The organism is Gardnerella sp. KA01001, from assembly GCF_049244025.1.
Lineage (GTDB): Bacteria > Actinomycetota > Actinomycetes > Actinomycetales > Bifidobacteriaceae > Bifidobacterium > Bifidobacterium swidsinskii.
On the sequence record NZ_CP058366.1, the window covers coordinates 1,177,280 to 1,195,950 of the forward strand.

The 18,671-nt window shown below is 39.0% G+C and carries 22 protein-coding genes; all 22 read right to left on the reverse strand.

All coding sequences use genetic code 11. The annotated features are described in order from the left end of the window. Positions 1-442: 442 nt before the first annotated feature. Positions 443-2,020 carry a recombinase family protein gene (locus HXT59_RS04750; RefSeq protein WP_421784209.1) on the reverse strand — a complete coding sequence of 526 codons (1,578 nt, stop codon included), beginning with the start codon at positions 2,018-2,020 and terminating at the stop codon, positions 443-445. 1 nt (position 2,021) lies between these two features. Next, positions 2,022-2,432 carry a hypothetical protein gene (locus tag HXT59_RS04755; protein ID WP_004125819.1) on the reverse strand — a complete coding sequence of 137 codons (411 nt, stop codon included), beginning with the start codon at positions 2,430-2,432 and terminating at the stop codon, positions 2,022-2,024. After that, complete coding sequence (locus tag HXT59_RS04760) at positions 2,402-3,997, reverse strand: recombinase family protein (protein WP_421784211.1); 1,596 nt, start codon at positions 3,995-3,997, stop codon at positions 2,402-2,404. The genes HXT59_RS04755 and HXT59_RS04760 overlap by 31 nt, the downstream gene beginning before the upstream one ends. A 60-nt stretch (positions 3,998-4,057) precedes the next feature. Beyond that, positions 4,058-4,270 (reverse strand): SHOCT domain-containing protein, encoded by a 213-nt coding sequence (locus HXT59_RS04765; RefSeq protein WP_415697667.1) that lies wholly within the window; start codon positions 4,268-4,270, stop codon positions 4,058-4,060. Further along, on the reverse strand, positions 4,257-4,664 hold the full coding sequence (locus tag HXT59_RS04770) for an RNA polymerase subunit sigma-70 (protein WP_421784214.1): 408 nt from the start codon (positions 4,662-4,664) through the stop codon (positions 4,257-4,259). The genes HXT59_RS04765 and HXT59_RS04770 overlap by 14 nt, the downstream gene beginning before the upstream one ends. 146 nt (positions 4,665-4,810) lie before the next feature. Continuing rightward, a complete protein-coding gene (locus HXT59_RS04775; protein WP_421784216.1) occupies positions 4,811-5,731 on the reverse strand; it encodes a GH25 family lysozyme in 921 nt (306 codons plus the stop codon). Then, positions 5,724-6,143, reverse strand: coding sequence for a phage holin family protein (locus HXT59_RS04780; protein ID WP_421776690.1), 420 nt, complete (start codon positions 6,141-6,143; stop codon positions 5,724-5,726). The genes HXT59_RS04775 and HXT59_RS04780 overlap by 8 nt, the downstream gene beginning before the upstream one ends. Positions 6,144-6,303: 160 nt before the next feature. After that, the gene (locus HXT59_RS04785; RefSeq protein ID WP_421784218.1) at positions 6,304-6,657 is read right to left on the reverse strand and encodes a toxin; all 354 of its coding nucleotides are present in this window, start codon (positions 6,655-6,657) and stop codon (positions 6,304-6,306) included. Beyond that, on the reverse strand, positions 6,638-6,820 hold the full coding sequence (locus tag HXT59_RS04790; protein WP_076002854.1) for a hypothetical protein: 183 nt from the start codon (positions 6,818-6,820) through the stop codon (positions 6,638-6,640). Before HXT59_RS04790 ends, HXT59_RS04785 begins: the two co-directional genes overlap by 20 nt. Before the next feature lie 45 nt (positions 6,821-6,865). Beyond that, entirely contained in the window at positions 6,866-9,685 is a 2,820-nt protein-coding gene (locus HXT59_RS04795; RefSeq protein ID WP_421784220.1) for a phage tail spike protein, read from the reverse strand. Beyond that, the gene (locus HXT59_RS04800) at positions 9,686-10,339 is read right to left on the reverse strand and encodes a hypothetical protein (protein ID WP_421784221.1); all 654 of its coding nucleotides are present in this window, start codon (positions 10,337-10,339) and stop codon (positions 9,686-9,688) included. An 11-nt stretch (positions 10,340-10,350) separates the two neighbouring features. Then, on the reverse strand, positions 10,351-12,918 hold the full coding sequence (locus HXT59_RS04805; protein WP_421784223.1) for a hypothetical protein: 2,568 nt from the start codon (positions 12,916-12,918) through the stop codon (positions 10,351-10,353). A gap of 85 nt (positions 12,919-13,003) precedes the next feature. Further along, complete coding sequence (locus HXT59_RS04810; protein WP_016815980.1) at positions 13,004-13,417, reverse strand: hypothetical protein; 414 nt, start codon at positions 13,415-13,417, stop codon at positions 13,004-13,006. Then, on the reverse strand, positions 13,410-14,066 hold the full coding sequence (locus HXT59_RS04815; protein ID WP_032812428.1) for a hypothetical protein: 657 nt from the start codon (positions 14,064-14,066) through the stop codon (positions 13,410-13,412). The genes HXT59_RS04810 and HXT59_RS04815 overlap by 8 nt, the downstream gene beginning before the upstream one ends. A 288-nt stretch (positions 14,067-14,354) precedes the next feature. Next, complete coding sequence (locus HXT59_RS04820) at positions 14,355-14,720, reverse strand: hypothetical protein (RefSeq protein WP_014554474.1); 366 nt, start codon at positions 14,718-14,720, stop codon at positions 14,355-14,357. A gap of 18 nt (positions 14,721-14,738) precedes the next feature. Continuing rightward, the gene (locus HXT59_RS04825) at positions 14,739-15,311 is read right to left on the reverse strand and encodes a major tail protein (protein WP_020760690.1); all 573 of its coding nucleotides are present in this window, start codon (positions 15,309-15,311) and stop codon (positions 14,739-14,741) included. Beyond that, entirely contained in the window at positions 15,295-15,633 is a 339-nt protein-coding gene (locus HXT59_RS04830; RefSeq protein ID WP_421778250.1) for a hypothetical protein, read from the reverse strand. Before HXT59_RS04830 ends, HXT59_RS04825 begins: the two co-directional genes overlap by 17 nt. After that, complete coding sequence (locus HXT59_RS04835) at positions 15,626-16,006, reverse strand: HK97 gp10 family phage protein (protein WP_410312566.1); 381 nt, start codon at positions 16,004-16,006, stop codon at positions 15,626-15,628. The genes HXT59_RS04830 and HXT59_RS04835 overlap by 8 nt, the downstream gene beginning before the upstream one ends. Next, the gene (locus tag HXT59_RS04840; RefSeq protein WP_421784224.1) at positions 16,003-16,335 is read right to left on the reverse strand and encodes a phage head closure protein; all 333 of its coding nucleotides are present in this window, start codon (positions 16,333-16,335) and stop codon (positions 16,003-16,005) included. The genes HXT59_RS04835 and HXT59_RS04840 overlap by 4 nt, the downstream gene beginning before the upstream one ends. Beyond that, complete coding sequence (locus tag HXT59_RS04845; RefSeq protein ID WP_421784225.1) at positions 16,336-16,614, reverse strand: head-tail connector protein; 279 nt, start codon at positions 16,612-16,614, stop codon at positions 16,336-16,338. A gap of 25 nt (positions 16,615-16,639) precedes the next feature. Continuing rightward, entirely contained in the window at positions 16,640-17,824 is a 1,185-nt protein-coding gene (locus tag HXT59_RS04850) for a phage major capsid protein (RefSeq protein ID WP_421784226.1), read from the reverse strand. A gap of 2 nt (positions 17,825-17,826) precedes the next feature. After that, positions 17,827-18,570, reverse strand: a complete 744-nt coding sequence (locus HXT59_RS04855) for a head maturation protease, ClpP-related (RefSeq protein WP_421784227.1) — start codon at positions 18,568-18,570, stop codon at positions 17,827-17,829. Positions 18,571-18,671 lie beyond the last annotated feature (101 nt).

Sequence of the window (18,671 nt, forward strand, 5' to 3'; positions counted from 1 at the left end):
CTCTTTTAGGTTTATTATAATTTTCTCTTTCTTTAATTCCACATTTTTCTTTTACTTGTGCTATATATAAATTAGATACCTTAAATCCAAGCTTCTTAAAAACATAGTTTTGAATTTATTTATAGGTTGCTTTACTTTCGGCACTTGTTAAGTCCATATCATCCATCGGAAGTTCTACACTAATATATTTCTTTGAATCTAGTTTGGAAAGCAACACGATTGTCTCAACATGGATTGAGAGAACTCCTAGTATAGCTACACTTTTTTGAGTGCACACTATGGATACTGGGTGCACTTTTTAACGATAGGAAAAGCTATCGTTAAAAAGTTTAAGATTGGCTTAATAACTTGGTTTTTGAGCATAAAAACAAAAAAACAGCCTAGAGATGATTCCCCTAGGCTGACTTTTGTAACATTTCAAATACTCACAGTCTTTTGACTTTTACGATGCCCTTTCAACATCAACACTAATCTCTGATTTAAAAGTTATACTGAACCTGTCCTCGTAAACTTTTATTTTCTTGATGTACTTTCTTACCAGCTTCTCATCATACTCACTAAGCTCGTGACGCTCACTTTTCAGAAAATCTTCCATTTCTCTGATTCGTCTTTTAGCATCTTCTTGACCTGCTTTTTCTATAAGAAGCTTTTGTTTCTTCACTTTAAGCTCATCAATCTCATCAGCTATTTTCGTGTAGTCTTTTTTAGCTTTAAGCAAGGTTAGTAGTGTCGCTTGTTTGTCTGCGATTTTTTTATCAACCGTTTCAATCTCACTTAAGTTGTTGCCCGCGATAATTTCTCTAATATTGTTATTCAACGTATCCAATACTTCATCCGGTACACTAAACACCTTGTTTATGGCTTTCACTGTAGCAGCCTGCAGTTCTTCCTCTTTTACTGTCGGAGCATCGCAAGCACTAGGACCATTTTCCCATCTAGTACAACAACGCCAAACAACAGAATGCACTCCTCGATTGTTCCAAGCAATTCTTCTGTAAACATCCCCACATTTAGAACAAACACACAGGCTGGATAAAGCGTACTTACTGGAATAAACTCTCCTTTTTTTATTCTCCTCACCACTAAACATGTTGGCTCGTCTTACCATTTCTTCTTGAACTTTAAAGAAAATATCTCTTGGAATAATAGACGCGTGGCTATCTTTTACATAATACTGTGGTTCTGTTCCATCATTTTTTATACGAACATGGTTAATAAAATCTGTCGTAATAGTTTTTTGTAAAAGAGCATCACCAATATATTTTTCGTTTTGCAAGATGCCTTTAATATTAGATAAATTCCATTTTAAATGCCCGGCACCGTTTTTAACACCGTCTTTTTCAAGACCCTCCGCTATATCTCTAAGACTTGCTCCTTCTAAATATTCTCTATAAATTCTTCTTACGACTTTTGCTTCCTGTTCAAGAATTACAAGATTCCCTTCATCGTCTTTTGTGTATCCTAAAAACCAGTTATGGTTGATTTGCACTTTGCCTTCCTGGTAGCGGAACTTAAGTCCAAGCTTCACATTCTGAGAAAGCGACGCGGATTCCTGTTGAGCTAAAGAAGCCATGATAGTAAGCAATAGTTCTCCGCTTGCTTCCATGGTGTTGATGTTTTCTTTTTCAAAAATGATCGGGATGTTTTTGTCTTTCAACTGCCTAACAAATTTTAAACAGTCGATAGTGTTTCTCGCAAAACGGCTAATCGACTTAGTGATAACCATGTCTACTTTGCCACTCATGCAATCGTGGATCATGTCGTTGAAACCGACACGTTTTTTCGTGCTAGTTCCTGAAATACCGTCATCAGCGTAAATGCCAGCAAACTCCCAGAGAGGATTTCTTGAAATATAATCCGTATAATGCTGAACTTGCGTGTCATAACTTGTTGCCTGTTCTTCACTGTCAGTACTAACACGACAATACGCTACTACTCTTAACCTCGGCTTATCTTCATGCTTATCTACCGTATTCCCCGCTATTTTTCTTGGTGGAATAATTGTAACGTTGGCATTCATTTTACACCTCCTTGATTTGACTGTACGCGTATACTGCTTGCCGATAAGGATCATCGTATTTCTTTTCTACCTTTTCTAACTGGTAGCTTGTAATAAGCCGAATTTCCTTTATTGGCTTAGGCTCTTTATAACGATGATTCCTGATAGCATTCTCATGCCTTATTTGTTGCACTTGTCTAAACATATCCTCATCGATAATCTGAGGATAAAACTCTGTTCCTAAATACAATTTCTTGCTAAGAATTTTGCCCGTGACTGGCCAATCCCTTTTTATACCTGATTTTTTAGCAGCTTGAGAAATATTTTTAAATTCAAGATAGAAACGAAAAAACTCTCTTACTTCTTGAGCTTTTACTTCATCTATAACCGCTTTACCGTCTACTATTCTGTAACCATATGGGATGCGTGCCATGTTTCTTTCACCTCTTCTTCTAATTCCAATCCGCATTTCAAATGAAAAATAAATTCTGTTCTGCTTTTAACTACGACATCGTCTACAAAATCCAGAAAATCCTCGTCCTTAAACTCGCTAAATACTTCTGTGACGCTTACGAACCGTTGAAGTTTTTGTGCCTCGTTTAAGTGCGTTAAGTTACCGTTTAAACTGTTGGAAAGCTTAAGTTTTTCCTTAAGACAAGTATCTATTTCCGTTTTAAGCTGATTGCTTTCTAGATAGTAGGAATCCATCTCAATGTATCCACCGGCGAAAAGCTTACTGAGTACTTGCTCTTGTTCTTGCAATTTAGCTATTTTTTCTTCGAGTTCGATAACCTTGTTCAAACCGTCTTTATTATTCACACCTCTCAAACTTTCTACGAGAGGAGTCAACATTTGAACGTATCCTGCTTTTAACTTGTTTAACATTTGCAGGAAAGAAATTTTAAGATAACTTTCCATAACAGACTTTTGTGAACAAGCATGAATATCTTCAAGATGCGTTATACAAACCCATATGCCATACGCCTTATTATGTTGATAAATTATTCGTCTTTTACACTTGCTTCCACACTCACCACAACGAATTTTACCTGAAAACGCATAAAGCTTATTGTACTTACCACTACCACATACTATGTTATTTTCACTTCTTCTCCACGCGATAATCTCTTTTACAAGATTAAAAGTTTCATGACTGATGATAGCCTCATGATGGTTTTCAATAACATACTGTTGTTTCTCACCACAGTTTTTATGGCGGTTAAAACTATCATCCGTGTATGTTTTCTGAAAAATCACATCCCCTGTGTATGTTTTATTAGTCAAAATAGCATTCACGGTACTTGAAGTCCAGTTCCCGCCCTTTTTAGTTGGAATCTTTTTATCGGTCAATACTCGTGCTATTGCTTTTCCGCCCATGCCGGAAAGAGCCATGTTGAAAATTTCTTTTACTACCCTGGCTTGCTCTGGAACTATAATCATTTTCTTATTCTCGTTTTTATACCCATACGCAGGGCAAGAAATGATATAGCTTCCGTTTTCAAACCGTTTCTGAATTGACCACATGCTGTTTTCCGAGATAGATCTTGACTCGCTTTGCGCAATAGAACTCAGGATAGAAAGCATAAGCTCCGAACTCATATGCTCGGTATCAATGTTTTCTTTCTCAAAATACAAATAAATACCAAGACCGGTAAGTTTTCTAACTATTTCAAGACAGTCAACCGTGTTTCTTGCAAGCCTACTAATAGACTTTGTAACAATCCTGTCTATCTGACCGCTCTGACAGTCTTTAAGCAGTTGTTTAAGACTTTCACGCTTACCGATTTTCGTGCCGCTAATACCCTCGTCAAAGTAAAGCCCCGCATACTCCCAGCATGGATTAGACTTAATATAGTTTTCGTAATGCTCCTTCTGCACTTCTAAGCTGAGAAGCTGCTCATCACTATCACTAGAAACTCTCGCATACGCTGCAACCCGCGTCTTTTTCTTAAAACCAGTTTTTCGCATTGTAGAGTCTATTTTTATTATTTCTTTCACTATTTCCCTCACTTTCAGCTAATACTATTCATCACTCTAAAAGCAGTGTTTATCAAGCTTTTAACCCAATAATTCCTTGTAAAACGGGTGAAATTTTTCCCTGTTAAGACGGCTTATTTTTTCTTTTTCTTGCTCGCTGATAAGCCCTTTTTTAAAGAGTGAAACGGTAAGTTTTTCGGCTATTTCAAAACGAAAATCCGCCTGCATACTCTCTTTTGTCCAAGCCCTCGCTTTAACATCCGTTAGCCCGTGAACATCATTACTTATTTGCATGATGCTCACCTCCAAAACGATGCTCTATATAGCAGGCGTGGCAGCAGTATTTTCGAGTCTTATTACCGTAGGATGTAAAACTTTCACCACAGTTACAACAGACACACTCATAGTTTGCCTGTCTTTTTACCAACTGTGTATGCTTACTCCACCACGTGTTTCTACACGCGTCAGAGCAGAAACGTTTAACTTTACGACCAGCATTCTGTTTAACAGGCTTAGCGCATAAATCACATAATTGAACGCTATTGCCAACATTTACGCCGCCAAGATTGTTGCGCTTACAGTAGCTTTTAACCGTATCAACTGAAAGATTTAACTGTTTAGCTATTTTCGTATAGCCAAACCCCATGTTTCTTAGTTTTCCAATCTTACTTTTTTCTTCCACATTCATTTGCCTGTGCCTCCTTACATCACAGGCAAAGAAAAAACAGTGTTTTTTAACCTCTTGGCTTGATAATTTAACCTTAAAAATAAAAAAAGCCCGAGGATTGCTCCAATGTAGGAACAAGCCTCGGGCTTTACAAGTTTCAAACTGTTTTACAAGAGTTCGTTTACTCGTTTTTGTACCGTATCATAATCGTATCCGGCTTGAGTTAGACGCTGTTTACGCTCATTTCCGTTACCCCACGTGCCTCGGATTACTTCACGTGCAAGCTCATCAACTGACTTTCTACGAGTCTTAACACCAAGAAGCTTATTAACTTTATTTTGCACGCTCGTATAATCGTATCCGGCTTGAGTTAAACGCTGTTTACGCTCATTTCCGTTACCCCACGTGCCGTTAATAACTTCTCGCGCCACCTCATCAATACTTGTGGTGCGCGTAGCTTGGTGAGACTCGCCGTTTTTACATCCGTTTAATCCAGCGTTTTTAATAATGCTTGGATAATCCTTGTAAGCATAATCCATGTCAACTCTGCCGGCTACTCCAGGCACGCTGCCGTTTGACGAGTATTGCCAAAGACCATACGAGCCTTGATAACTGCAGTGCGTGTTCCACTGTGCGATCCACAAAGCGTAACGGTTTCTAACATGAGATGACACAAGATTATTAGCGGTTGAAAGCGAGGTGTAAAAGCCTGCATAATACCCGTAAGTTTCCAGTTTGCTGCAAAAACCGGTAATCAGCGAATCGCAGAAAGCTCGCCCACGGTTAAGCTGGCTTTTTTCTTCTAAATCAAAGTAAACTGGGTACTCAAAACTTTTACCTGAAAGCATGTTCGCACAGCTTTGAGCTTCTTCAGCTGCCTCAGAAGCAGAGTTTGCGTACGAATACCAGTAGGCTCCCACGTCAAGACCGGCTGTTTTTGCTTTACGATAGTTCTGTTCAAACCACTTGTCTTTGCATCCGATACCGTATCCTGCTCGAATGATCACAAACTCAACGCCGGATGCTTTTACCGCGTTGAAATCAATGTCACCCTGCCACTCTGATACGTCTATTCCTTTTTTACTCATGAGTATTGTCCTTTCTGTTCTTGTCGTGTAATTGTTCTAAAACGTTTTTTAATTTCTCAGGCACGGGAAGCCCCAGGTGAGCCGCGTTTTCGGTTAAAGATAATCCTTCGTTAGATAGGTAGAAGAAAATTACTGCGGTTCTCATCACGCTTCCTTGTTTCAAAACATGAAAATCTATAATGTTTGCTATGCCAACAAGCATAAAAATGAGCACCTTTCTAAAGATGCCCTTAAAACCAATGCTGCTAGACAGTTTCTTATCCGTGACCGCACACATCACGCCTGTAATATAATCCGTTACCACAAATAAAACGAGTGCGAGGATCAGCCCGTCGCATCCGCCTAAAAAGTATCCCAGCCAGCCGCCTACCAGTGTGAAAGCCAGTTGAGTACTATTCCAAAATCCTCTCATAATTCTCCTTACAAGTTTTCCTAACATTTGCCAGTACTCTTATAAAAACAAAAAGTAAAAGTAATAAAAAATGGCAGGCATGGTTTAACCCACACCTGCCCTAGCATTTCAACATTTCAACATTTCAGCATTTCAACTGATATTATTTTTCAACACATGACTACTCCTTACCACCTTTTACACTTTTCCCAACCATTCCACCTTTTACACCTTTCCCAGCCGTTTCACCTTTTTCAGTTTTTTCGTCTTTTTCGGCTTTTATTTTCAAAATCTCGTCGTTAAGTTCGCGTTCTCTAGAGTTAAAATAGTCTTCTAACTGTTTCACATACGCTTCATATTCCATCGAGTTTTCCGCGATCACTGCCGAACGCATATCAGATAGTACGCTTGCAACAATGCCTTCTATCATGTAAGTAGGTATTGGTATTTGCTTATTCAACTCGACTATTTTTTCGTTTAACTCAGCCTTATATTTTTGCACAGCTACCGCGTAGCTAATTGTCGGTTTTACCACTACTCTCCTCCAATCTTTTTAGAATAATATCCAGCTTGTGGCTGATTTCGCATAAAATTTTCGTATTATCAACTACAGGTGTCGTAATACTTTCTGTCACGTCTTTTAAGCGCGTGCCTTTATTAGCCACTATTTTGTTTGTGTGAATAATTAGTTTCTCCATAACAAATTCTCCTCTACTTTCACTTAACGCTTCCACCCGCGCTTTTTAATAGTATTTAACTTTCATGAGTATCCCGTTTTTAAACACCATGTGAGCGTTAGAACCCCATTTTGAAGCTTTCCCATCCTGGTTCATTTCAATAATCTGCACATAGTTAATATCCGCGTCTACTCCTGCACCGTCTTGCCAAACAGGATCTATAATCTTGTTACCATGCATGTAAAAGTTGCATCCAGCGTGAATACCATACTCTTTATAAATGCTTTGCGAACGTGAAAAACACAGCATAGTAGCGTATGTTTCTTCATCAGCTGATTTACGCTGCGCGAAAGCCATATACTTTCCGTCGTTAGTAAGATGAAAAACTAGACCCTTGTGAGAATTATCTTCTTCCCACTCGCCGGTTCCAACATAGCCAATATACACGCCGTTACGGTAGAAGTTGTTTCCGTTTTTATCAAAAACAGCTCTTTTATGATCCTCATCAACTTCACCATCGTAAAGTTCTATCTGCCCGGGTGTTATTTGCACGTATTTACTCGAATGGTTAAACCCGAGAAGGAAACTGTTATAGTTTTGCTGCATGAAACTACCAAAATCACCTTTTTTAACCATTGAAGATATGGAATCTTCTACTATGGTTAGTTTAGAAATAGCCTTATCAGCCGTGGATTTAGCAGCCTCAATGTCTTTATCTTTAACTCTCAGCCAATCGAACGTTCTAAAACTACTTATACTGTCAGCGGAAACGTAATGCCATAGTTTGCTTGTTCCACCTTTATACGGGTGTTCAGACTCAGGATAATTTTCACCTTTAACCTCAATAATGTTAATATCTTCAGGCAGTTTAGACACGTATCCTGAAATTTCTCCTGAATACTCTTTTTTAATGCTATCAATCTTAAAACCATAATTGTCAAACGGAGACCAGTTAGTTCTAAAATGTAGCCAAAACTCGTTTGATGGAACAAACACTGTTGCGCCAGAAATTTTTTCACCAGTTAAACCAGGTATAGCGTAAATTTTATCCTCATACTTGTAAAAAATGTCTACAAAATCGTCAAAAGCTGATTCCGTGTGCGACTTCTCATTAAATTTTACGGCTAAACTTTCCTGCTTAACAATAAGCCTGTAAGCGTAGCCGGTTGACGTGTCGTAGAAAAAATCACCAACATGCTGCATTTTTTCACTATCAGTCAGCCACAAGCTCATAGGAGCGTTAAACTGGCTTGGAGTATACGAGCCGTAATAGTTACCGTTTTTCTGTTTAAGACTATGGTTAACGCTTTCAACACCAGCCTCAATCTTACCGTCTGTAACATTTAGTTTCGTGTTGATTTCACTTATCGTGTAATAGTTTTCAAGCCTCCTACCAGTGTCTTTTATAGCCTCGTTTTTTGCTTTACTAATCTGCTTTTCTACCTGCGAAGTGTAAGAAACTGAAAGTTTTTCCGCGTCAATCGAATGCCCGATAATCCTGTCACCATACACCATGCCGTCAAGAGTCATCGCAGTACTGTAAGGACCTAAAAAACCGTTATGGCTTCCAGCAATACCATTCATGTTAACCTGTAAAACTTTTGTAGCAGTGTTCTTATCAGGCGTATCCATGTAAAGGTCACGAACCCACATGCCTTTACTATCGTATTCGCTTATCTTATAGCCGCTTTGAGAATTACCCATTTGCGCTTTAATATTATCTATCGCAGCTTTAACACGCTCGTTATCAATTTTTCTAGTTTCAACCGCTTCTTCTTTTAACGTTTGAACAGCATGCGACACGTTTTGCACATACCCTTTAGAAATCCTGCTCGCAAGCACGATTCTAACTTCGCCTGGTTTTTGAATCGGTATAGTCTGTTTTACTACAGGAAACACGCGATCCATGCCAAATTGTGGAGCGAGACAACGAACCCTATCCCCACACTTAATCGTCGCATAATATAAACCTAACTCGGATAAGTCAACCGCGCTAAGGCTTATTTCTACATGCTCAAACTGGTTATCCTGTAACCATTTAACAGCTTTACGCATAAGATTAGTTGGGACTGTCACATTATTAAAATTAATAACTTTACAAACCCAGCCGAATGTTTTTTGCGCTTCACGAGATACTATATAGTTTTTCCCATTGTTTATTGAAGTAATATCAACATGCTTTTTAAGAACCTCGTTTTCACTATTCTCGTTTTCCAACTCTTTGCCGAGAGGAATAACCGCTGTAGTAACATCCTCTGCTGAAAGGTTTTCAGCGTATTCAAGCAGGTTTAAACCGAAACTAATATGCTGGCTTGTAGCTTTACCTATTTCTTCTAAACGTAGGTAGTCTAAATAAAGTTTCCCGTCTTCTTTTCTAAGACGCAAATATCCGCCAAGTTTTTCAACCATTTTACTCATGATCGCTTCAAGCGTGGTTTCAAAATTAGTAAACCTGTAGAGTGAATCATTCGAGTCAGATACGGTGACGAAACCAATTCTTATTTTCTTATAATCATCTACCTGACTGTTATGAGCTTGTAAAAGTTTTTCTAAAAGCTGGTAGGAACTCTGATCATGATATTCTTTCTGAGGTTGAATACTATCCGCTAAGTAAGTTAACAACCCTACGCAAGTTACTTTCTTACTACCATACAAGTCTTTTACTTGTTCTCTAACCTCGCCGAAGAAAATCTCCTCATCGTCACGCCACACGCTTACTATTGATTTCCGGTTTTTAATAAGCTCATAGCAAGGGTTTTGACTCGGGCAAGTAAACGTTAACGTTCCTGCAGTGTTAAGCTCCAAGTTTAACGTAATATCATCAAGTACCGCTTTGTCATCATTTGGATAGTAAATCGTATTATTATCAAGTATGATCCTGTACACTCACAACCACCCCCTTTTATAGGAAATATTTACCATCCCGTTTCCAACGAATGTTAAACTCATGTTTATTTTTGAACGAAGCTGTGGGAAACGGTTAACGCCTGTTTTAATCTCATACTTTTTACCATTAGAATCCAGTAGAATACTGTTAGATGACAGGTTGTTAAATTCTGGAATCAGTGTCATGTCAAAATCGTGAACGAGTGTTATTTCCCGCTTATCATCTACTTGCACACCCCATATTGTGTGAACCCCATCCGAATCATCTACACTATACTTATATGGTTGCAGCTTATAGTTGAGTGTGAGAGTTGAATAGTTTTTATCCGATTTAAAACCACTAACCCACACTCGACCCTGATAGTAGAACAATGGTTCATCATCAAGAGACAGTTTCACACTCTTACCGTGGATTAACGTTTTAACACTATGGCATGTTTCACTCCACTTGTTTTTGTTTGCAACAATGAATTCAAAACAGCCTTCACGCATCTCGTATAACACTTCACCAGCAAGACTTTCACTAATATCAATACTTTCCTGTCTGCCTGGTATTTGCAAATACTCTAATTTAGGTTCTGGAAGTTGAACGAGCGGACGGCTTGTAGCAACCAGCCCTAGATCGTTAAAACTATGCAACCCGTTTATTAGCATCCCATACACTTTTACCACCCCCTTGCTTTTCTTGTTTGAAGCTTGAAAAGCTCACTGTCCATCCTGTGCGCGATACCACCCACTAGTTCACCAGTGTCGAGCACAATACTCTGGTTAGAAAACTGTGGGAAATACGCGTCCATAATCGCTAGAATCTGGTTCATAACACTAAGCATTTGCGTGTTCGCTCCAACGGTCATGTTTTCTAAACTATTCAACCCCATAATCACTTCCGGACCTTTCTCACCGCCGCCAAGCATACGCCCGTTTTTCTCACCGAAAATAGTCGCCCCGTTTAACAGCATCGGCTTATTCATTGCTTTCTTATACCAGTCGATAGCAAGATACGGTACAGACGGTGGCGTAAGAGAGAATTGTCCTTTAATACTAAAATGCGGCAGTTTAATATGAGGAAGACTAAGTTTTATGCCAGAGAAAAACCCTGTTATAGCGTCGATTACTGCTTTAACCTTGTTTTTCGCAGCTTCAATCGGAGTAATGATCGCAGTTTTAATACCATTCCAAACTGACACAACCGTGTTTTTAATACCGTTAAACACAGACTTAACCATGTTTGCTACTGAATTAAACACTGTTGAAATGCTTGTTTTAATACCGTTTACCACGCTCATGATCGCAGTTTTAATACCATTCCAAACACTTGTTGCCGTGTTTTTAATACCGTTTAAAACGTTAGTGAAAAACGATACGATACTATTCCAAACATTCATGAAAAAGTTTTTCACACTCGACCACAGTTTGTTCCAACTAGTGCCAAAGAAAGACAAAAACACGTTAAAAACGTTTTTTAACGTGTTAAATACCGTTATGAACGTGTTTTTAACCGCGTTCCAAACAGCAGTAAAAATTACTTTTACACCATCCCAAAGCTGAGACCAGTTACCGGTAAACAAGCCTATAAAAACGTCTAAAACGCCTGTGATTAAATCAAGAACGGTTTTGAAACTAGTAAAACTTAAATTTAAAGCGCCTTCAAACAGTGGAGCTAGAATAGCACACAAACCATTCCACACTGTTTTAAGCCCTTCAACAATACTCGTAAAATCAATACCAAGGCTTGACAGTTTTTCTTTAACACCATTAACAAAACCGGTGAAAGTTTCCTTAATTTTCTCCCAAACAGCAATAACACTGTTTCTAAACTCTTCGTTAGTGTTCCATAAGGTTACAAAAGCTGCTACCAGAACACCAATAACCGCAACAACCGCGAGTATTGGCGCGGATACTCCACCTAAAACAGCGCCTAACCCTTCAAGAATACTAGAGCCGGAAGTAAAACTTGCGAACATTTTACCTATAAACAAAGCTAGTTTAGAAAACCCTTGTATAGCAACACCTATTTTAGAAATACACGTTCCAAGAACCACTAAAAAAGGGCCGACTGCCGCAGCAATCAGCCCAAGTGTCACTATAAGTTTTTGGCTTTCTGGAGAAAGCTGTTTAAATTTAGAAAGCCATGCTGATATTTTCTGCATTAAAGGTGTTATGACGGGAAGTAAAACATTACCAATAGTCGCAGCAATATTCTGCAACTCTGTTTTTAGAATCTTCATAGAACCCGAAGCGCCCGCAGCTTCACGCCCAGCCTGCCCTTGAGCGTCAGCAGTCTGCTCCATAATAAGAGCCAAAGTAGCAGCCTGTTTCGCTTGCAAGCTCATCGCGCCTCTACCATCATGCAAACCCATGGCAAGAGCTTTAGCTTTAATAGTCGCCTCGTTAACACCCATACCATAATTGTCAAGCATCGCATTATTACCTTTAAGCGCGCCTGTTAAAGCAAGAACAGCAGACTCGGTTGTGCCACCAAACATAGCAGACAAGTCGCCTGCAAGAGCAACCAGCTTCTGACTCATCTCGGCTGCTTCAGCATCACTTTTCCCACCAATATTTTTCAACATCGCGCCCATAGTATTCGCATACTCTAAAGCTTGACCTTGAGCAATACCATAATAGGATTTCAAACTTCCTGACCATTTAAGCATCTTGTTAGCAGACTTACCGTAAATCTGCTCTGTAGCCCCCATAGCATCCTGTAAGTCTGCTGCAGCAGTAAAACCAGCAGTACCAATAGCAGCAATCGGCAGCGTAACTTTCGTGCTTAAACTTTGACCAAGAGATGACATACCATCTCCTAGTTTCTTTATCTTTTTACTCGTACTATCAAACTGGCTACTAAGCTTGGTTAAACTAACACTACCTACCTGTTTTAATTTTTCTTTTAAACTATCAAGATTATTTTCTGTCTCAACAATCTCACGCTGTAATGCATCATACTTGTCTTTACCAAGCTCCCCGTTTTCCAACTGTACTTTAGCCTGCTTATCCGCCTGTTTTAAGGCATTGAGCTTTTCACTGGTTTCAGAGATTTCCTGCTGCAACAACTGCTGTTTTTGCGATAAAAGTTTAGCGTTGGACGGATCGAGTTTTAACAGCCTGTTTACGTCACGAAGCTGAGCTTGCGTGGATCTAATAGTCGTATTCACGTCTTTTAACGCTTTATCCAAGCCCGTAGTATCTCCACCGATTTCAACGGTAATACCTTTAATCCTGTTTGCCATAACATCACCTCCTTCCTAAAAATAGGTATGAAAAAAGCACCTACTATTTAGTAAGTGCTAGAAATAATCTTCCATGATTAATTTATCAGTAAATCAATCTATTCAAGTTCTTTAGTTCTATTTCATTTATATTTATGTTCGTATAGCCGTCTTTCAATAATTCTACTCGTACAGATCTAAATAAATCCTCACATACATCTGGACGATTTAATGTTTTTAATCGATCATCATAATGTACTGTAGTTGTCAGAAATAACTTATCACAATCTATTCTAGTTGGTCGCGTAAATGGATTCCTAGATATATCTGGCTGCTCATCATGATAATGAACCATTGGGTTTCTAATAAGCATATAAGGTTTTAGTGTTTGACATTTAATATACTCATACACTGTACCCGAATGTTTATTACAAATATACATATGTGAAGCCACAGCCATCCCATCCGATATAGACGGATAAGGCACTTTCATCCTCACAACATCTTTTTCGTTAATCAATCAGAAGCCTCCCTTCTTCGTCAATATCGACGAATACTGGATTATGGAGTTCTTCATTTTCCGCAAGAGTAAGCATCATATCGAAATGTTTCTCCGTAAGTAATTCCGAATCAGATTTTGAAAATACAAAGTATTTTTTATCTAAATTTATAATTTTTGAGTTTTCTACCATATTTGTTGAATACATTGCATCTAATGCATCGATCAGTTTTTTATCATTATAATTGAAGTCCGATTCATCTAAATCTACTTGATACTCACCAGACACAATGCGATTTTCTTTTGATTTCCAAAGATTCATCTGATGTGTAAGATCAGATAATTCCTTTTCCGTCATAGTACCAACTATAAAAGCGCATTTTTCAGCCCTTTTAACATTAATAGCTTCAACATTTTTATCATACGCATTCTGAGCCGCCACATTAAAGCTTGCTCTTTCCTTAGTATAATCTCCCCAAACATTACTAAATACCGGACCTTTTTTATACCCTCTTAAATGACTAAAATCAGGTGTTTCTCCAGATACTTTCGTAAAGGCTTCATAAAACAGCAAAAATTTTTGCAACTTTAAAGGGGTCTCATATGATGTATTGTCATTATTCTTTAGCCAACCACTTAAATATAGTTTTCTTTCATTTGAATAAATCATATTCATACTCCTTTCGTAAATCTTTTCATTTTACATCAATCTGATATTAATGTAAATATATTTTCCCATTTTTTGTGCTTATTACTATATTTATCATTATCATACCAAAAATACTCAAGTCTTTAAATTAGAACTTATCAAACTCTGCTTGGCTTGCGAGCTTATCGTATTTCACACTATCGTTTGCTTTCTCCGTCCACATGTCTAAAACCATGCCGATAGTTAAAAGATCCAGTTCGCAAATACTAATACCGATTTCTGTGCATCTAAGAAGAAACAACGCGGTTGTCATTTGCCGTGTTGTTGTTTTAAATTTTTTTTAGATTTCACTTCAGTTTCCAAGTTTGCTCCCCAAAGTTCTAGAATTTCAGGAAGAATCTCGTAGATAGAAAACATTTCAAACTCGTCAAGCCACTCATCAATACTCGCTGGAATACTATTATCCGCGTGATAAGCCATGATATAAGCCACGTTTTCAAAAATTTCAAGATCTGCTATTTCAAAAACACCCTCGTTGATTTTGAAAGACTGCTCTAATTTTGACAGGTCTTTGAAAATATCACGCTTGAATTTAATACGATACAATCTTGGAATAGTGGCTGAAGAACGAAACTTCACGTCTTTACCATTTACTTTTACTGTTTTTTCTAACACGTTTACCCCCTTTAAAACTTATTTGTTTTCCGCGTTAACTTGCGGAACATACACGCTCTTATACCAGTTCTCATAGGTTTCTTTTGAAGTAGTGTCACCACTCCTAGATTTCACTAAACCATCTTCTCTAGGATCAGCCGTAAGCGACAAAGTTTCCGTACCCGGTTCTATAGTGTCTTCCTTAGTTTCTGACTCGATAGACGGTCGTGTTGCTGAACAGTTATATAAAACGTGTCTGATCGCGTTCACGTCACCATCAAACTCAAACAGGAGCGCGAATTTTTCTGTTTCACTAATCTTCGCGTTTTCAACCAGCACACCGTTTTTATCTAGTTCTTCTCTCAGTATTTCCGTCCTAAACCATTCAGGTATAAGAGCAATTTCCAAGTCGCCACTGTAACCGTTGTTAGCAGTCGACCTGAAGTAAACAATCCCGTCAGCGTAAAACGGTGAGGATTCACCCTCAGCCTCAAGGCTTATACTCACCGCCCCCGGAATAGGCTTAGGCTCATCGTAGGAGAAACCACTCGAATCTTTTTTAAGTTTTGCCGCGTACACGTTTTTCAGATTGTATTTAACCTTGTTTCCCATTTATTGTTACCTCCATTTCAAAAATGTAGAGTGTCTCATAAAGCTGTTCCGACTCTATGAACGCTTCTGTTTTGTTATAAAAAATGCCGTGCCTATCAAGCACGGCCTCAACTTGTTCTTCCAGCACGGGGTTCTTATAGTCCGTGTATAGTTCAATATGGACTTCGTTTGCTTTAAAATACGTTTTCCCGTCTGCCGCAAAATTACTGCTCGCAGGCGTTAAGAACAGGAGGAAAGGCGGATTAGGTGATTCTCCTTCAGCAAAATGATGGTAAGCAAAAGGAAAACCTATCTCCCTCATAATGTTTAAAAGATTACCCATTTTTAACCGCCTCCTCTATTTCTTTTTCAAAACTTCGTACTGCTTTACTTTCAGCCTCAGCAATGTGTGCTCTAGCTTCCACGCGTCCGCCGCCTCGTTTAGCATGACCGTACTCTAACAAGTGCGTAAGCTGATACTTGTTTCTAGAATGCACTACGAGAACTAGCCTGCTGCCTGTTTCGCTTAATGTTTTAACCGCCCAACTTTTCGCATACGCTCCAGTTCGTTTAGGAGCTGTCATGTTAATTTCTTCTTTTGCTGTTTTACCAGCGTTTTTTACTGCTTCTTTTACTTTCCCGGTTGTAACTTTCGCGTAAGTTTTAAGCTCTCTAATAACTTCTTTAGAGAGGCCGCCAATACTTACTTTGCTCACTTTTTACACCTCTTACAGTGAAGTTTCAGGCTTTTCTTCTTATAATTCATGTGGTCAACACCTAAAATCTCATAAACCGTATCATGAAAAATAACACGATACCTGGTGGATGATATTGCAGCTGTTTCTTTCGAATAGCGGATAGTAAAATCTATTTTTGACTCATCCCACACGTTTCCTGCCGAAGTCTGCTCCATTGGACTTTCAGCACTCACCGTAGCGTAACACTCGTAATATTTACTCCACTTAATCTTATGATTACCAACATCATCAACTTCAACACTGTTTTTAAGCAGCATAATACGCTCGTTTAATAAACCTATTCTCATTTAAAACCCCGTTTTTCTAACAGTAAAAAGCATCGAACGTAAAGTGATAGTTAGCGCGTGATGGTCTGCTTCTTCCCGATGCTCATACAAGTAGCCTGTAGCGTATAAGACTGCGAGCCTATACTCATCAAAGTTTTCACTAATCAAACTAGTATCGTTTTTACGAGCTACTCCCTGGCAGAGTTTTTCAGCAGAATGAATAAGGGTGTTGATAAGCTCATCATCTTCTTTACTATCCACCCTAAGATAGTTTTTTGCTTCCTCAACTGTAACTATCATCAACACCCCTCCTTAAACCATCTTTTTAGGCTGCTACGCTTGTTTTAACAGGTAGAATCTGTACTGCTTCTTTAAGCACGAGTTTGCCGTCTACACGCTCTTTAGCGACGAAACCTATCATGCCGTTTCCAGCGAAAAGTTCGGTAAGCTCTTTAAACGAGCGTGAACCACGGTCGCCAATGTTGTAGTACGAGTAGTCGCCAAAAGCCACCATGTTTTCAGGCGCGTAAGCAGACGTGTATACCGGGTATCCGAGAATCCTGTTCGGCTCATCATCCTGGTATGAAGGCTGCCAAACGTATGCGCCGTTATTGTCTTTAAGTTTTCGTATGCTCGCGACTGTTTTATCGTTCATAATAAAACTCGCGTTTTTACGGTATGGTCGCCTCAAAGCGTGAATAAGATCAATCAGATCATCAGTTTTAATACTGGTAGTTTCTTTAAGGAACGTGCCGCCGTCTTTCTTGTTGAAAATACCAGTCGGTTTTCCCACGCCATCCCCGTTAAGAAAAGCGTCTTCCTCAGCGTTAGCCAACGCCATGCCGAAGGATGTGAGAAGATGATTCTCGAGGTTAAACGCATTATCATGCAAGAGTTCTTCAGTAACTTTTACCGCAACGTGAAGCTTATGAGCGTCAAGCAGGATTTGAGCAAACTTGGAATCCCCAAAGTTAAGGCTTGCGCCTTCTTCAATCCAAGCCGCCGCAGGATCACTCATCGCAACATTAATCTTATGCTCGCCACTAGTAGTAATCGTGGTAGCAAGAGAGCGAATAATGTTTTCTTCTTTCAACGTTTCAATCAGACGATTATCATACTCTTCCGGCACAAGATACCCACCATCAGCGTCCACGCCTTCCTGCAACACGTTATCAACTCGTTTAAAATTACTTCTAAGAGCACTAAGCATCGCCTGCTTATACTCGTCACGCGCACGACCTTGTTTTTCAAGGTTCACGCCTGTTTTCATAGGTTTTGCAACAATCGCCTCAGATGTTGGTTTTGAAAGCTCCTTATCCATTACTTCCATCTGCTCTAAACGATCAATTTCCGTACTGTAAGCTTTCACTTTCGCTTCCATCTCATCATAGGTTTTCGCGTCTTCTTCTGAAATAAGCCCGTCCTTGTCACGTTTAGACTCAAGGAAAGCTTTCGCACCCTGCCAAGCCTTATTACGTTTCTCAACCATGTTTGAAATAGTGTTCATCATATTTACCTCCAATTTTTGATTAAAAAAAGACGATCCATAAGATCGTCTGCACTAATATTGTTTGTTTCCTTACCGCTTATCCGGCAGGCTTTACATATTTTTTCCAATAACGTGTTTTGCACGCTTAATTTTGAATACAATGTTGAAACCTGTGGTATGCCAATATCAGCGGTTTCACCTCTAGTTAAAACACCGTCCGCGAACCCGAGTTCTACCGCCTTGTTAGCACCCATCCATGTTTCCGAATCCATTAAATGCGACAGTTTCACACGGTTAAGCCCTGTTTTAATCTCGTAAGCGTTAATAATGGACTCTTTTACCTCATCAAGCATTGATATTGCTTTTTCCATTTCGCTTCTGTTTCCAAAAGCAACAGTCATAGGATTATGAATCATAAGCATTGACACCGGGCTCATATAAACCTTTGTGCCAGCCATCGCAATAACCGAGGCAGCACTTGCTGCTATACCATCAATCTTGACCGTCACACAACCCTTGTAATCCATGAGCATGTTATAGATTTGTGCCGCAGCCACACAATCGCCGCCAGGCGAGTTAATCCACACGGTAATATTCCCACTACCAGCGTTTAACTCGTCTTTAAAAAGTTGTGGTGTAATATCATCATCAAACCATGATTCTTCAGCAATCGTACCGTTAAGAAACAGCGTTCTCTCAAAAATCTCATTATTCTCATTAGTCTCATTGTTTTCCTTTTGGTTTTTCCACTGCCAAAACTTCCTCATTACCTTTTTCCTCCTCTCTTATATAAAGAAGCGACCAAGATTTTCTTGGTCGCTTCATGTTCGTATAACACTCATATAATACCTAAAGAACTAGCTTTACA

What these genes read in the sequence shown, in the direction of transcription:
- HXT59_RS04750 (WP_421784209.1), bottom strand. Translation starts at nt 2,020, where the DNA reads ATGAATGCCAACGTTACAATTATTCCACCAAGAAAAATAGCGGGGAAT.
- HXT59_RS04755 (WP_004125819.1), bottom strand. Translation starts at nt 2,432, where the DNA reads ATGGCACGCATCCCATATGGTTACAGAATAGTAGACGGTAAAGCGGTT.
- HXT59_RS04765 (WP_415697667.1), bottom strand. Translation starts at nt 4,270, where the DNA reads ATGCAAATAAGTAATGATGTTCACGGGCTAACGGATGTTAAAGCGAGG.
- HXT59_RS04770 (WP_421784214.1), bottom strand. Translation starts at nt 4,664, where the DNA reads ATGAATGTGGAAGAAAAAAGTAAGATTGGAAAACTAAGAAACATGGGG.
- HXT59_RS04775 (WP_421784216.1), bottom strand. Translation starts at nt 5,731, where the DNA reads ATGAGTAAAAAAGGAATAGACGTATCAGAGTGGCAGGGTGACATTGAT.
- HXT59_RS04780 (WP_421776690.1), bottom strand. Translation starts at nt 6,143, where the DNA reads ATGAGAGGATTTTGGAATAGTACTCAACTGGCTTTCACACTGGTAGGC.
- HXT59_RS04790 (WP_076002854.1), bottom strand. Translation starts at nt 6,820, where the DNA reads ATGGAGAAACTAATTATTCACACAAACAAAATAGTGGCTAATAAAGGC.
- HXT59_RS04800 (WP_421784221.1), bottom strand. Translation starts at nt 10,339, where the DNA reads ATGCTAATAAACGGGTTGCATAGTTTTAACGATCTAGGGCTGGTTGCT.
- HXT59_RS04805 (WP_421784223.1), bottom strand. Translation starts at nt 12,918, where the DNA reads ATGGCAAACAGGATTAAAGGTATTACCGTTGAAATCGGTGGAGATACT.
- HXT59_RS04815 (WP_032812428.1), bottom strand. Translation starts at nt 14,066, where the DNA reads ATGATTTATTCAAATGAAAGAAAACTATATTTAAGTGGTTGGCTAAAG.
- HXT59_RS04825 (WP_020760690.1), bottom strand. Translation starts at nt 15,311, where the DNA reads ATGGGAAACAAGGTTAAATACAATCTGAAAAACGTGTACGCGGCAAAA.
- HXT59_RS04830 (WP_421778250.1), bottom strand. Translation starts at nt 15,633, where the DNA reads ATGGGTAATCTTTTAAACATTATGAGGGAGATAGGTTTTCCTTTTGCT.
- HXT59_RS04840 (WP_421784224.1), bottom strand. Translation starts at nt 16,335, where the DNA reads ATGAGAATAGGTTTATTAAACGAGCGTATTATGCTGCTTAAAAACAGT.
- HXT59_RS04845 (WP_421784225.1), bottom strand. Translation starts at nt 16,614, where the DNA reads ATGATAGTTACAGTTGAGGAAGCAAAAAACTATCTTAGGGTGGATAGT.
- HXT59_RS04850 (WP_421784226.1), bottom strand. Translation starts at nt 17,824, where the DNA reads ATGATGAACACTATTTCAAACATGGTTGAGAAACGTAATAAGGCTTGG.
- HXT59_RS04855 (WP_421784227.1), bottom strand. Translation starts at nt 18,570, where the DNA reads ATGAGGAAGTTTTGGCAGTGGAAAAACCAAAAGGAAAACAATGAGACT.